The organism is uncultured Kriegella sp. (assembly GCF_963975415.1).
Taxonomy (GTDB): domain Bacteria; phylum Bacteroidota; class Bacteroidia; order Flavobacteriales; family Flavobacteriaceae; genus Kriegella.
The window spans coordinates 82,846-98,728 of record NZ_CAXBGN010000003.1 but is presented as its reverse complement, the minus strand read 5'-3'; the positions used below and the strand labels follow the sequence as shown (position 1 = coordinate 98,728).

The 15,883-nt window shown below is 40.1% G+C and carries 6 protein-coding genes; all 6 read right to left on the bottom strand.

Annotation, left to right across the window (positions count from 1 at the left end; all coding sequences use genetic code 11):
* Window positions 1-39: 39 nt before the first annotated feature.
* The 6 genes from AACZ88_RS07265 to AACZ88_RS07240 all read right to left on the bottom strand — a co-directional run bounded on the left by AACZ88_RS07265 (window position 40) and on the right by AACZ88_RS07240 (window position 15,832).
* Complete coding sequence (locus tag AACZ88_RS07265; protein WP_339708410.1) at window positions 40-2,118, bottom strand: hypothetical protein; 2,079 nt, start codon at window positions 2,116-2,118, stop codon at window positions 40-42.
* A 16-nt stretch (window positions 2,119-2,134) separates the two neighbouring features.
* Window positions 2,135-4,231, bottom strand: coding sequence for a glycoside hydrolase family 172 protein (locus tag AACZ88_RS07260; protein ID WP_339708408.1), 2,097 nt, complete (start codon window positions 4,229-4,231; stop codon window positions 2,135-2,137).
* A gap of 161 nt (window positions 4,232-4,392) precedes the next feature.
* Entirely contained in the window at window positions 4,393-7,752 is a 3,360-nt protein-coding gene (locus tag AACZ88_RS07255) for a VCBS repeat-containing protein (protein ID WP_339708405.1), read from the bottom strand.
* Between the two features lie 299 nt (window positions 7,753-8,051).
* Window positions 8,052-10,511, bottom strand: coding sequence for a hypothetical protein (locus tag AACZ88_RS07250; protein ID WP_339708402.1), 2,460 nt, complete (start codon window positions 10,509-10,511; stop codon window positions 8,052-8,054).
* A gap of 296 nt (window positions 10,512-10,807) precedes the next feature.
* Complete coding sequence (locus AACZ88_RS07245; protein WP_339708399.1) at window positions 10,808-12,619, bottom strand: RagB/SusD family nutrient uptake outer membrane protein; 1,812 nt, start codon at window positions 12,617-12,619, stop codon at window positions 10,808-10,810.
* A 12-nt stretch (window positions 12,620-12,631) separates the two neighbouring features.
* Window positions 12,632-15,832: a TonB-dependent receptor gene (locus tag AACZ88_RS07240; protein WP_339708396.1), complete on the bottom strand. Its 3,201-nt coding sequence runs from the start codon at window positions 15,830-15,832 to the stop codon at window positions 12,632-12,634.
* Window positions 15,833-15,883 lie beyond the last annotated feature (51 nt).

The window sequence follows — 15,883 nt, the reverse complement described above, 5'->3', positions numbered from 1 at the left end:
GTGTTACACTAGTTGGTTATCAATTGATTGAAATCTCCTTTATTTGAAATCCAAAATTTTCACTTCTCCCGGCTCAAGGCTTACCTCCAATTCAGAGCCGTAAGCATAGGTTTTACCTACATATTCACTGGCATTGCTCAAAGGTGTTGCTGTTTTGTAAGTTTCTTTTTGAGATAGCACTCCTAACTTTCTATCAAGCTTAACGCCGTATTTTTTTGATTCGTTGGAAGGGTTATGAAAAGAAATAAAACCACCATCTTCATTCCACCCAGAATAGCCATATACTTCTGATTTTTTGGGGTTTCCTCCGTGCATACGTGTTCTCTTGAAGTATGGGAAAGACTTTTGTGCCCATTTTAAACCGTTGGCCAATACATCCCAATCAGCCTCTGAAAGTTGTTGGGTCTTGATATATAGTTCTATGAAGCCCGTTCCTCGAGAGAGGTTCATCCACAGGTATTCACTAAAAGCTTCCTGGGTTTCCCCGGTTTTGATTTTTTTAGGCTCGTGATTGAACACCGAATTGATAGGAAACTGGGTGTTTTCTTCTTGCCAAGTATCGTAGTAAACCCCATCTCTATAGACCAACTCCTCTGTTCTATTACTTCCATTTGCGGCATCTCCGGCATTGATCATCCAAACGGCATCGATATACATTAACCACCATGGACTTAAAAAAGCCCCATTCGAAATTACTACGTATACATTGGGATCGACCTCATGCTGTTTTTTAAAAATCTCCATTAACCGTTCGGTACCTGCAACTAAATAATATGTCTTTAGTTCATCAAATTTATGATCGTTCAAAATAGGGTCGGAAGGGGATAAATCTGCCGTTCCCAATTGCGGCATATGCGGAATGCCATACCTATCACCGTGAAGTTCGAATTCGCGGGTATTCAGGTGTCCGAAGAGGCCATCCAACTTAAAGTAGGCTACCCCATTCTCGGTAAGTTCGAGAATTCGATCTTCTAAAAGTTGCATATATTTAGGTCCCGCCAGGGACATCCATTTATCCAACACCTCGAATCCTTGTTCCTTATATTTTGGAACGGCGGGTTCCGCTCCCAACAAACAACCCGGACTCATCCACAGTCCAAGCTTAGAATTTGCAAGAGCCACTTGTTCTTTTGATGATTTAAAATTTGTATCGAACTTTTGGTTTACCTTCCAAGTCTTATCCGACCAATCAGCGTTGGTATCTTGCCATCCATCATCAATAACATAAGCGCTTAAGGGCGCCACTCCCCTTTTGTCGACCAAATTTTGATGCACTGTTGATACACTTTTTACAAATTTCTCTCTATCTACCCCACTGTAAAAATCGAACCAACTGTTGTATTGTACCTGTAAACGCAACGGTCGTACGCGAATTTGATCGATGTACTCAAAAAAAGCATCTTGAATAAATTCAGAATCGTCACCAACCCCGACAACTGATTTATAGGAGGTATACACTTCACCCGCCCTAATTTCCTTGCCCCATAAATATCCACAATGTCCGCGTTTGGCGTCAACAAAATTGTATGCCGCGGGGAACTCCATACCCCAAAACGTAGCAGATTGGGAGGCATATAACGGTTGTCCCAGCCCTGGTCTCCATTCGGCGACGCCCTGCGCCGTAATTTGTTTCGCTTGATACGGTTGGTAAATATCTTCAACAACTATTGCCTCAACATCAATGCGTTCTAAAGTCACCGTTTTATCCGATTTTATTTTCATATGCTTCCGCATATAAAAATCGTCTTTTTCAAGTTTATAGTATATTTCCAATTGCAGTTCATGTGTTGTGTTCTCTAAAAGAAAAGCCAACGCTGAACTTTCGTGGTGAAGCACCTTTACAAAGGTAAAATCTTCAGAAGTCAATTCTACGTCAGTCCCTTCTCGATGTGTACCTTGGGAAATACGTATTTTAAACTCCTGCTTATCTCCGGGAGTTATTTTTGTTCCGCTCAATTTATTAAATATATGAACGGTATGAAGCTTGCCATCGGTGATTTTCAAGGTTCTTGACAATGATTCGTTCTCTATGAGAAACTCGGATTCGTTAGCACAACTAGCCATCATAAATATGACTATGGACACCATGATAAGATATACTGATTTTTTGAATTTCATATGCTATTGGATGGTTTCATTTGTTATTTAGAAAATTGTTCTCGACTAGAAAGAAATCAAGTCCGAGGGCATGTTTGCCTTTTGTTGCCCTTGATGCCAAGTTGGCTCCCCTATATTCAAATCGAATTATAAAGGCGTTGTTTACAGGTTTATTTTTTCCTAGATTTAAATAGGGATTTGAGATACCCTCATGCTTGGAATAAAAATCCTGGGTCACCTTCTTCTTACCATTTACATAAATATCAAAGATGCCACTATTTGGCCCCAAGGCCGTACAAAGGCTTATCTTTGATGTTTCAAACTGTTCACTAATCTTTAATTCGATATAATCACCAGGTACTTCAAACCAAATATTTTTTAGCGCGCCAGAACTCGTTTCGCCCCACATTGGAATTTCAGCAAAATTCTCTTTAACTTTTTCACTCTTTTCTTCAATAGAAAGAATTTCGGCCTCAAGGGCGTTTTCAACTATATACTGGGAGCCTTTTGCTTTTTCTATTTTATCTTGTAAATCATCGACAGATGGCAATTTCGCCGTGGCAAATTGCGGTAACGGGGGCTTATTATGCTTGACCCCTGGGGTGGCATACCAAAAAGTGGTTTGGGCATATTGTAAAAAATGGGATTTGCTTCGTTTTCCGCACGAGGACTCGATATCGAACTTGATCTGGTTTCTAAATGGTATGGCATCTAAAACTCGGGTTCTAGAGCAAACGTTATACCCTTTTGAATTCTCTCCCACAATAATATTTCCTAAAAAAGGTTTTGAAAATTGGTCAGCAGGAGTAGGCACAACGCCTCCGGCCCATCCATAATAGTCTTCCGTTCCGGTACCAAAATGCGATGGAAAATTTGATTTTAGATCATCGTCAATATATATTTTTTCATCGCCTTCTCCCCACCACCCTTCAATCGGGTTAAGCACCGTCCACTCATCACCGACAATCACTCCTTTGCCTTCAGCACTTAAAAAATTAAAATCGTATAAAGGAAAAGTGGGGGTAGGTTCATCCGTCTGCCAAGTTGCATAAAAGTGCATTGAATTTGGTTTCCATGCCATTTTATCCGTAATTATATTCATTTGAACTTCTACATCGGTCTTGCCAAAATTCGTAACACTTAGCTTTGCTTCCTTCTTATACGGCATGACCCATCGACATATCATTGTACCGTCGGGAGCCACCGAGCGCTCCCACATATCATAGCTTTGTGTTTTACCCACATTATTAAAAAAATCACCTACCGGGGCCCAAACGGTTTCTTCACCATCGAAACTAGCCTTCAACACCAAAGATCGTAGTGCTTGAGAGATATTGGACGTTGCAGATAACTTAATACGCAGCTCGTGAACCGCATTGTTCCCTTTAGGGAGTTTAATAGCCAAAGATTTCCCTGACGCGACCATTTTACGTTCGGTCATTTCGTTCCCCTTGGGCTTAACGAAATTGGTCAATGCTTTTCCCACCAAGCCCCTTACCTCCGAAGCCTCTTCAAAAGCTTCCATGGAAAACGTCTTTACCTTGGTGCCTTTAGGGTATTTTCTATAATTAATTATGTTATAGAACGCCTTTTGGTCCATTGTAATCTTACAGCTTTTTGCATAAGGTATCGGAAAATATAAGTTGCCGGCTCTGGTAGAATAATCGGCAAACGGAGGTTTGACAAACCCCTCCCCTTTTACAAGCTTGAAAAAATTGGTCGAGATTACGGGTTTGGGGTTGCCATCGAGGTAAATGTTAATGTTGGCTCCGGTGGTATTATCAAGTCCGTAATAGAAACAGACCGCCCAAATTTTCGTGATAACCCCCGGGCCTTCATCTTCCATAAGTACCCATTCTTTTTTCCCGTTATTTTCTTCAACCCTTACAGCCGAAACCCCATCACTATCAGCGAACCAACCCGGTCGATCAGGGGAAACAGACTCCCTATTGTAGCTGCTTGCCTGTTTTGATTGGTATCCGTTGTCTGGAAACCGGGTAATGGCTTCGCGGTCGATCATCTCTTCCAATAAGGTCGTTATGCTTATCTCATGCTCTTGGGCAACTAATTTTTGTGTGGAAACAATAAAACCGATAAATAGGAAAAAAGTATGGAAATATATTCTTTTACTCATAAAAGCTTTTGGTAAATTTTTAATAAAATCACTTTCTAAAATCATTTACAATTATAACCGACCTTATTATCAAATTAGACCTTTAGGGAGGAACAGTACCTATTCAAACACATAAAAAGTACCTCTTAAGCATTGGGACGTTTTTGACAAATCAAAATCCGTCACTTTTTCAAAACTATCAATCGGGCATGACCATTATTCACCGCGGCAATCAATGCCATACCCCCATTATATTCTATGAGTTTTATTTCCTTAACATCATAAGAAAGCTTCAAACCAGTTGTGCCCATGGGCTTCGCTTCAAATTCAAAATTGCCTTTCCCCTTCAAAAACAGCCCGAGACTCGCATCATTTCTTGTTGTCTCAATTTCCGACCCATATAAATTGCCGGCAATTATTAGATCTTTTACGCCATCATTATCAACATCATAAATTACCGAACTGTTAATATTTGATATCTGGGCTAAATGGGGCAGTGACCTCATCTCATAATTCCCTTTCCCCAAATTCTCAATGCTGACACTGGCAAAAGTAGTCGCTTCGTAATGCAGGGCATTACCTAGGTTCACATTACCGTATACTTCCGATAGACTTGATGATGCAAACGCATTATACGATTTGAATTTCTTTTTTATCTCAGGGATTTGTTGGGAGGAACACGATCTACCCCGAAGTGGGTATTGGGTACCATAGTTATAATAACTCAGTACAATATCATTTTTTCCATTTTCATCAAAATCACCGTAATGTACCGAGAAGGGTTCATTCTCTTTGGCCTTGTATTTATAGTTTAGACCCAAATTTCCCACGATATAATCGTCATCACCATCACCATCTAAATCATCGTTCGAAATACTGAACCACCAGCCCGAAGTTTCTTGAAGACCAAATTTCGCCGTACTATTAGAAAAGGTACCCGCTACATTTTCGAGAATGGTTATGGGCATCCACATACCCACCACCATCAAATCTAAATCTTGATCTCCATCAAAATCGGTCCAAACGGCGTCAGTAACCATACCTAATTTAGTAAAAACCGTTTCGTTACTTTTCTCAAAAAAAAGGTTGCCAGTTTCTATGAATTGGTTTTTTAATAAATAGCTATCAGCGGGTTCAGGGTAATGCCCTGGTACCTGACGACCACCGACAAACAAATCTATGTCGCCGTCACCATCAAAATCGGCCATTTTCACCCGAGATCCGCTAGAATTGATTTTGGGAAGTGCATTACTCGACAATTCAAAATCACCTTCGCCGGAATTCAAATAGAGTCTGTCTTGATATGCATCAGAACCAAGCTCGAATTCGTTGCCTCCTGAAACCACATATAAATCTTGATCACCATCATTGTCGGCATCAAAAAATACGGCACCCATATCTTCCCTATTCAAATCAGGAATTAATTTTACTGGGCGCTCTTCAAATGTTCCGTTCTTTTGTTGCTTAAAAAGCTTCCCCAATCCTTGGTTCGGAGCCCCAATGTAAAAGTCTTGCAGGCCGTTTGCATCTATGTCACCAATAGCCAGACCAGAACCCAGCGTCGACATGCGATGGGGAAGCAGAACCTCGCGCTCATAGTCATCAAATTTATTCTCTTTATGCACAAAGTTGATTTTGGCCAAAGCGGTAATATCCTCAAAATGATGATCCATGTAAGTATTATCATTCGCTTTACTTTCTTCCATCTTGTCGATATCTAAATTCAATGTACGGTTCACACGAATATTTTTTAACAATGAAGCTCGGCCGTCAAACCAATTTATCTTTAAACTATCGATAGTGGCGATTGAATTCAAACCGAAATGCACTACTTCTTCGCTAGAGGAATTGATACCTCTGGCATTGGTCAGCTGTGACGTTTGCATTCCATCTTTGTGGTATAGGGTCACTTTTGTGCCAAAGAAGCTCTGATTCTTCCCGCTCTTTTCAAATTTTATCCTCAAATAATGGTTGTTTTTATTCTCTGATGTATTGTTTCTATAGACATAAGCAACCTCATCGATGTTGTTAACGACAAGATCTAAATCACCATCATTATCCAAATCGCCATATGCCGCACCTGTTGAAAACGTTTTTTGTGAAACGCCCCAAACGGCTGCCATATTTTTAAATTGGAGTCCGTTTACATTATGGTACATATAGTTTGCTATTTTTTCCGATGGAAAAAAAGACAACAACTTCTCTAGATCTATATATTTCCAAGCGTCGAATTTTTTGTCGCCTACGACATTGTATTTTCTGTCTATTTCACCTACATAATCGTCTAACTTCTTCAGGGCATCGGTATTTCCAATTTCATGGCGTATGCCATTGGTCACAAATAGGTCTAACAAACCGTCATTGTCAAAATCGGCCAGTAACGGCGACCAACTCCAATCGGTACTTGAAACCCCTGCCATTTGGGCAATTTCACTAAAAAGCATTTCACCTCGGGCATCGGTACCATTATTCAGTTGTAAAGTGTTGAACATGTACTGATAGTGTCCGCCACGACTTACATTGTCCCAAAACTCGGCAGGATTCATAGAACTCATATTGCTTTTTAGACGATAATTGTCTTCCGCGACCATATCTAAAACTACAAAATCGAGCCACCCGTCATTGTTGATATCACCAACGTCAGACCCCATACTGAAATAAGAGGTATGCTTTACATTTTGGTATATATTGTTGGTAAAAGTGTTTCCCCTATCATTGACATAGAAAAAATCAGGACCTTTATAATCATTGGCAACGTAAATATCTTGCCAACCGTCATTGTTGAAATCTGCAATGCTCGAACTTAATCCGTAACCAAAATTGCTTACCCCACCGTTATTCGGAAATTCGACGAAATGATTGTTCCGATTTTCGAGCAATCGGTAATTTTCTTCGGGACTTATTTTTTGCTCATCGCTTGCAGGCGCCAGAAAAGAGGCGTTTTTTGGCTGATTCACCAGAAAAACGTCAAAATCCCCATCTTTATCAAAATCAAAAAAGTTAGCTTCTGTAGTTCTATTGCCATCGTTAAGCTTATAATCTGCAGCCGATTCGGTAAAAGTAAGATCGCCATTGTTGATGTAAAGTTCATTCTGTCTTAAATCTTCCCTATTGTCATAAAGACTCTTGCAAACATAAATGTCTTTAAATCCATCGTTATTTATATCGACAATACTCACATGTGTAGACCACCCGCCTTTGTTCAAAATACCGGCAGCATCAGTAATATCTTCAAATTTTAGATTTCCCTTATTAAGGTACAGTTTATCACCTACCTGATTTCCTGTAAAATAAATATCTAGAAGCCCATCGTTGTTTATATCACCGATCGAAACTCCACCACCCTTATAAAATCCTTTATAAACAAAAATATTATCCTTTGTGGTTTGCTGAAGTTCGTTATTGAAGTATATATTGGAAGCAGATGGATCTAGTAGGGTAAATAGTCCGTCTACATTATTAGATTCTACCTTTTGTGAATAACCTTGTAGTGTAATGGCAAGAGTGCAAACGGTTAGAATTATGGCATTTCCTCTTTTCATAATAGGTGTATTATAAATGTTTTTGGCCGAACTTAGCAAAGATTCAATATAACGCCTGAAATTAACAGCCAGATCAATTCAAAATCATTCGTATTTTAACTGTAGGCTACACGAATAGCAGCCAATGGAATACCACTTTCCCCTCCATATGTCTGAATTTTAGAGGCTATAAACATTGCTATTTGATACTATTCTTGCCATTACTTATTTAACATATTACCTGTAAGGTATTTTCTTAATTCTACTTTAACAGCCTCTTTTCTAGGGGGAAACATGAGGATAAAAATTGAATGTAAAAACTATTTTATAGTACGAAAATTGACAATCATTTCAGGGCCCGCCTCCCTTCCTTTCCCTTGGTAATCAAATTCAATTGCGTTTTGACCTTCTGATACTGTAAAATGACCATCTTCTATTGTCACTTCATTTTTGATTTGAAGATCTTCGGAAAAATGCTGATACCTATCGTTTCCCTTATTTATAATAAAATCACCTGGTGCCAATGTAAACGGCATAATAATTTTTTTCGCTCCGACCTTCAAGTTGACACCTTTAATAGTTTGTTTCGCCACTTTAGGGAGGCGAATTACAAATTGCAAATTTTGCTTAGATCCTGCACAAAAATATTTCCAAATAGCCGCCGTTGGCTGTCCTGGTTCCGTGGTCATATTCGTATGCTTATAATCCAACGATACAGGAGCTTCCGCACTGCTTTTTAATATTGAAGATGGTAAACTATTAAAATCATCTTCGTCTTGGGCTCGCCCTCCTTCTGGAGCCCAGGATTCAATAAAAACCAAACTCGCACCCTCCTCATTTAGCTCAAGACCATAAAAAGTATAAGGATCGCGTAGTTTTTCTTTTTGTGCTTCTGTAAAAAGACCTTCCATTCTTGCATTTTCCCATTTTTTAATTTCAGATAGAATGGAATTAGCCTCTTTGTTGATTTCTTCAATATTGGGGCTAATGTAAAAATCTACACCCGCATCATATCCGGCACACAAGCCCATAACCCATTCGATATCCTTTTTTGTGGTTTTTGCATTGATGCTAAATTGCCCCATTTTGCGAGGCAACAAGTCTTCTTTTAGGGCTTGTTGCACACTCAGCCTATGGTCTAAATGTGCTTCCCTGAAGTTATCGGAAGTCCAGGGTTCACCCCAACTTTCATTAGCAAAATAATGCCAGCCAAAATGGGTAACATCCGATGAATTAGCCACAATATTTGGATCTTTTAAATGATCAAAGAAAACTTTCACAAAACGATCACTTCCGTAGCGCCCATGTCCAGAAGCGAGCCCACCTTCAATACCATCAAAACTAATTCTCTTCAGATTGGCTTCATTAAAAAATTTAGCCAGGTTTTTTGCCATTTGGTCTTGTAAGTTAATATCGGGAAAAAACACTTTATAGCCATGAGACATCAGACGACTTACCTTTTCTCCTTTTTTGTGTTTCACAGCCTTTGTACCAAAGGCACCGCGCTCACACTCTTTTAAGATCAATTTGCCTTCAGCAGTTGCAAAAGAATAGACTATAATCTCATTACCAATTCGAATCGCTGTATGCTCGCGCCACCTAGGGTTAACTTTTTCTATATTTGGCTCATAATATGCCGAACGTACTGCCTCATCTTGCAAAAACAATTCATTGTCGTTTACAGAAATACTTTTTTCCAGCTTAGTGACTCCCGCCAAAACTAGACCAGCATCAGGAATAGGAGTAACCAAGGGGTCATTAGTCGTAATAAAGTTTGTCAACGTATGGGCTCCTAAATTTATTCCCTGCTTTTCAGCTTTATCGGAGCACTCCCTAACCGACTTATAGCCATTGGGAAAGTCTTTTTCATCCAATAGAAAAGTTCCCCAAGTTTTAAAAATGCCTCCATGATAAATAGATGTAATACCAGCTTTTTTCGCAATATCAATACAAGATTCAATATTGTTTACATCGTAAGACATTATGAATTTGGATGAACTAGAGTATTTCGAAACTTTATTCCAGACATTTTTGGTTTTAATATAAGGCAGGTCTTCGTCTATAATGATTTCCTCCATAACTTCCAATAATTTGCTGGAAGGCACACAATAGAAAGCAAATTTGGCACCTATTATTTCAGCGTCATTATCATTGACAGGCACTGCTTCTCCTAACTTTTGCTCCCAATTATCTACAGTTTGAAATCTAGATCGATCACGAACAAAACCAGTTAAACTTGCACCTCCATCAATTTTCTTGGCCGCATTTCCAAATCTTTCCCTCGTTGCGATTTCAAATCCACCACGACTCTTAAGATTTAATCCCATAAATCCGATGGCCGTATTATCATCATAGGCTATGCCAATGGATTGACCTATTTTTTCCGAAGGCACGACATTATAGGGTCCCCAAATAACTTTTTCAATAAATTTCGCGCTTTTTATTTTAACAATTTCAAAGGTCAAATAGTCACTTTCACTACTAGTATTTAAACTAATTTCGGCTCCTACTCCATTGAATTTCAATTTCAAAGTTTCCCCTGTACGTTCCCAGCTTGTAATTGGATAATTTACACCGTCGCTTTGAACGGTTAATAGCGATTTACTATAACCTTCAATTAGTAGGTTTTTACCTGTTCCCTTCTCTAATAATTCCGTTAATTTCCCCTGATTGTCTAGGCTTAATCTGAAAAAATCATTTTCAAGAAATCCCTGATCCTGAGAATGGCCGTAGGAAGTTATACATATTGCAGCTAAAAATATCCAGAACAGTTTAGTCATAATTTAATATTGTACTACTAAAATTCTTATTTGTTTCTATTCTCAATGAAGTGTTTATTATTAAAGAACTATGGCTTTCTTTAAATGAGGTGAGAAGCCTATAAAGTTTGCGGCCTATCATTTTTTTAAATTATTCTTTAATTTTCAAATTCATTGTTTTTCAAATTCACCACTCACTTTCTCTTTTGCTATTGCCCGCAACAAATGTATTGGATTGTAAAAAGAGGCTGAAGAATTTCAGCCCCTTTTCAAACTAACTATAAACTACTAACTCTGACTTTAGTATTGTTGTTCGTTTACTGCAAGGGATCAAAATTACCGCCCGGCCACCCAGAAGTTTGCTCTAACTCTGGATTTTTATTAAGATCGTCTTGTGGAATATCATAAAAGTAATAATGATCTAAGTAGTTGATTGGATCTCCATCGTCGGTAACATTCCCAAAACGCTCAACACTTCTTAATTCTGTTGTAAAATATGTGTTATAAACCAAGGGATCGTTCAGATCGATCGAACCATCAAGAATTCCCTGTTCCAAAGCAATTCGATCGTCCAATATTTCAGCGGAAGGATTTAAGGCATCGAAAGCAGCGGTTCTCGTAATTCGATAGCCGGCCCTGTGTGTTCCGTTGATTGTGCTATACAGTCTGCGACGCCTCAAGTCAGAAGACCTTTTTCCTTCTCCTACAAATTCGAGTCTTCTCTCCAACAAAATCGCATCTCGCATTTGATCGGGCCCCATTCCTGGCTGAAGTCCATAAAGATTATCTCCGCCAGCGTCTATTCCTGCCCGTGCCCTTATAAGCACTAACAAATCGTAAGCCTCGGCAGTCTGCCCGATTTCATTGGCCGCTTCGGCCAAGTTCAATACTACTTCGGCAAATCTTATCTCGATCCAATCTGTTGGTGACGATAAACTTGCCGCACCACCTTCTATAGATCCGTCAACCGCTTTTCTGTTACTAAAACTTGTTGGGGTTATTCTACTATCCGCTTGTGCCTCAATAGCACTTTCATCAAACGTCCATTCCAAATCGCTTGTTCGGTTCGGCGCCGGATTATTTAATGGCCACACCGATCCATTCCATGCAATAGTGGCTTCGAATCTTGGATCTCTATTCAACCAAAACGTAGTCGGATCATAGGCGTATGTAGAAGCCGCATCGTCAATCGACCGGCCATCTTTCATCGGGAACGATTCAACAAGATTTAAAGTAGCTTTATCAAACGATTCACCATTGGTACCCACAATAAACGGTCGTACACCCGCATCCCTATTATGTGATAGGTCTAGGGTATATCTCTTGATCATAATCGCTTCGGGGTTGGCATCACTTTCATCGAACCACAAATCGGCAAAACTTGAATGCAATCCTTTCCCATTCGCTTCCAAAGTGGTCTTGGCCGCTTTATTGGCGTCATAAGCTGCTTGCCATCTTCCCTTATCTTGGGCCGGATCAAATTGCTCACTGGCATAGTGTAAAAGAACCCTTCCCTTATAGGCCAATACGGCTCCACTGGTAATTCTTCCGTAATCAGAACCGGCATTTTCGTAAACCTCAGGTAGTAGACTTGCCGCCTCGTCTAAATCTTTTAAAATCTGGGCGATACATTCTGAAGTTTTGTTTCTTGGTATCTGCAATACCTCAACATCGGATTTGTCCTTCACTTCCAGTACCAAAGGAACACCACCGTAGGTCGACACCAACCGAAAATAGAGATAGGCCCTAAAAAACAAGGCTTGACCCACCATCAAATTCTGGGCTTCCACATCTATTGTTCCGCTATCTATATTGGCCAATAACAAATTGATATCCTTGATTGTTCGATACAAGCTTCCGTATATATTTTGCGAGCCAGGTTGCGCTTCCCCGTACATCACACTATTTTGTCCGTTCGCATCATCAGTTAGTTGTGAAGCGTTAGTAGGCCAACCGGGCAGCGCATCGTCATAGATATTGTTCAAAAAGCCCTTGGCTAAATTTTCATCGTTCCATACTACATCTTCGCTAATAGCCTCCAAGGGTCTTTTATCCAAAGGATCTTGGCTACAACTCACAAACAGCAGGAAACATAGTATTACGAGTTGGTTTATATTTTTTGTTTTCATGATAGTTTCTTTTTAAAATGTGATATTGATTCCCAAACTGTAGCTCTTATTTACCGGAATGCCTCTTCCGCTCGTTTCGGGGTCAAAAGTCTTAATCTTGCTATAAATCATGAATAGATTTGTTGCATTGGCGAACAAACTGACTCTATCCGCACCAATCTTTTGTGTAAGACCTACTGGAATATCATAAGCAAAATTTAAATTCTTCAATCTTAAATAGTCTGCATCATCCAACCAAAATGTTGAATTTCTATCTCCGTTAGGCGAACCAAATCTAGGGAACGAACCATCTGTATTATCCGGTGTCCAAGCATCTAACCATTGGGTATGAGCTGCTTGACCAATACTGGCAAATTGAAACCTATTGTTTGCTGGCTGATACAACTGATGCCCGGCAAAACCTTGTGCAAAGGCCTGCAGGCTGAACCGTTTATATCGTAGATTTAAGCGGATACCATAATTAATCAATGGGTTACTTCGCTCCCCAATATATCCATTGTCGTTATCATCGATTATACCATCAGGAGTATTTCCCTCGGGATCATCTTGCGGATTGCCCCTTAAATCTTCAAAATACAAAGCCCCAATTTGCGGGTCTTGCCCAAAGATGGTATAACCGCTTGCCAATAACTGGTCTAGTTCATTTTGAGTACGAATTATGCCCGATGATTTTAACCCCCATACCCTACTGGTTCCTTGATTGTTCAACAGCTGATAAGGTCTTCTTGATTCTGGTTCATCTAGGGTTGCGTATTCATCTTTTGCATAGCCCACATTAAAACCGGCTTCATATGAAAAATCTGCCCCAATATTATCTTTAAACGTCGTAAGCACCTCAAAACCTGCAATATCAATGGCTCCATAGTTCACAGGGCCTAAACTTAACCCTGAGGATGAAGGAATAAAGGCCTGTCGACTGCCATACAAATCTGTTTTCTTGTTCTTGAAAAAGTCGAAAGAGGTAGATAATCGTTGATTTAAAAATTGAAAATCGAATCCTAGGTTATACGACGTCTGCTTTTCCCAAGTAATAAACAAATCAGGTTCTGCACCTATGGTGGTAGCGTTGGATAACGCATCATTCGTGCCAAATACCGGACCTGAACCACCCACGTTATAACTTTGAATGTATGGAAAAGAAGTGCTTCCATTACCGGTAACGTCATCGTTACCTGTATTTCCTATAGAGTACCTGATCTTTAAAAAATCGATAAAGCCTATGTTATCCTTAAAAAAACTATCCTCACTTATGATATAAGCCGCAGAAATAGAGGGAAACATGCCCCAACGTTCTTCTTTGGCAAATTGAACAGAGCCGTCGAATCTAATGGAAGAGTTCAAGAAAAATTTATTCTTGAAGTTATATCCTAAACTACTGATGACCGATTGTCTGCCCGATTCTGAGGCGCTACCGCCAGAAAATTGGTTTTCTACCGCTGGATCCGTTGCGAACAACTGTGGTACCAAAGGGGTCTGCAAGCCTCTTCTACGCGCAAAAAAGGATTTTTGGTCCCACTCCCATTGCTCATAGTTCACAAAAGCATTTATGGTGTGGTCTCCGAATACATCTTCATAGCCCAATCGAAGGTTGAACTGGTACGAATCTTGTTCCGCTGTAGATTCTTCCAAACTATCGGAATCTGCCCCATCATCACTACGAACCCTCGTTCCCACAACCTCATCGGTTAAAAGAAACCTGTTATTAGGGTCGACCGCAAATGTTTCGTCTTCCACAACTTTTCGAAGCAAGGTTCGATCATTTCGTACATTAAGCTTATTATAGGTCAAGCCGGCGGTCAGACCTTCTATAAAAGGAAATTTATAATTTACATCAATTATACCCCCTATATTTCTTGATGTACGATCGTTAGAGCCTGCACCCTCGTCAGCCAAGTGTACCGGGTTCCAGCCATTGAAATTGGCAACATATTCCCCATTGCTGACGCCTGGGCCCCATCGTCCTGTTCGATTGGCCGTTCTATAAAAATCACCAAAATCTTCATCAGTACCGTTCCATCTCCAATAAAACTCTTCCCGTAAATCGTTACTTGTGCTTAAGTTTAACGAAACATTCAAATCTTCCGTTACATCAACATCGACCTTTGCCCTGAGGTTTGTTTTTTTATAGGAAAGGTTACTAAAAGAACCTGTTTCCTTTATAAAAGATCCCGACAAAAAATATCGAATGTCGTCGGTTCCTCCCGATACGGTAACCGCATGTCTATTTAATATCGGTGTTTCCTCGGCTTGATCTAGAAAAGACCCAAAATTTTGACTGTTCAAATAATCCAATTCGGTTTGGGAGAATCGGTTGGGATCATCTTGGGCCACATTGTTAAAATCTTGTACCTGGCCTATTATCAATGCATGCTGGTAACCTGACGTCATGGGAGGAACATTGGTAGGTTCCGTAGTACCAAAGGTAGAGGTCAGGCTTATCTTAGCCTTTCCACTTTTACCTGATTTGGTCTTTACCAATATCACCCCATTTGCGGCCCGTGACCCATATACCGAAGCCGATGCGGCATCTTTTAATACCGATACACTTTCAACTTCACTCACATCAAGAGCATCAAAAAGCGTTTTATTGGCTATTATATTATCAATTACGTACAAGGGTTCGCTATTCCCTGCAAAATCACCCGAGGTAGCTCCCCTAACAATAATATCTGAGCTTCGACCTGGTTTACCACCCGATTGACTAATATTCACACCGGCAATTCGCCCTGCAACGGCAGATCCAAGAGATGTAGCCGGAATTTCATTTAAACCCTCGGTACTTACCGAGGCGACCGAACTGGTCAAATTTCTTTTAATGGTCGTGCCATACCCTACCACGACCACTTCATCAAGCGAATTGACATCTTCTTCCATTGAAACGTTTACGGTAGTTGTACTGCCTACCTCTATATCTACAGTTTTTAAACCGAGGTAAGAAAACCGTAGTACATCGCCTTGATCGGCAGTAATACTATAATTACCGTCAAAATCTGATTGGGTACCGGTCGCCGTTCCTACGACCAACACGTTTACTCCCGGCAGGGGCGCGCCGAATTCATCGGTAACAAGACCAGTTATTATCTGCTGTTCCATTGCACCTGCATTATTAGTCACCGGATTTGCCCTCGCCGATGACGCCAGTAAAACAAGCATCAAGGAAAGCACCCCCAGAAAAAAGAGACTGCGTTTTTTGTGCATTCTAAGGTTTTTCATTTTTAGTTTTTTTGATTATTAATTGGTTGGTTATTCCTTTCGAAGTCGCCT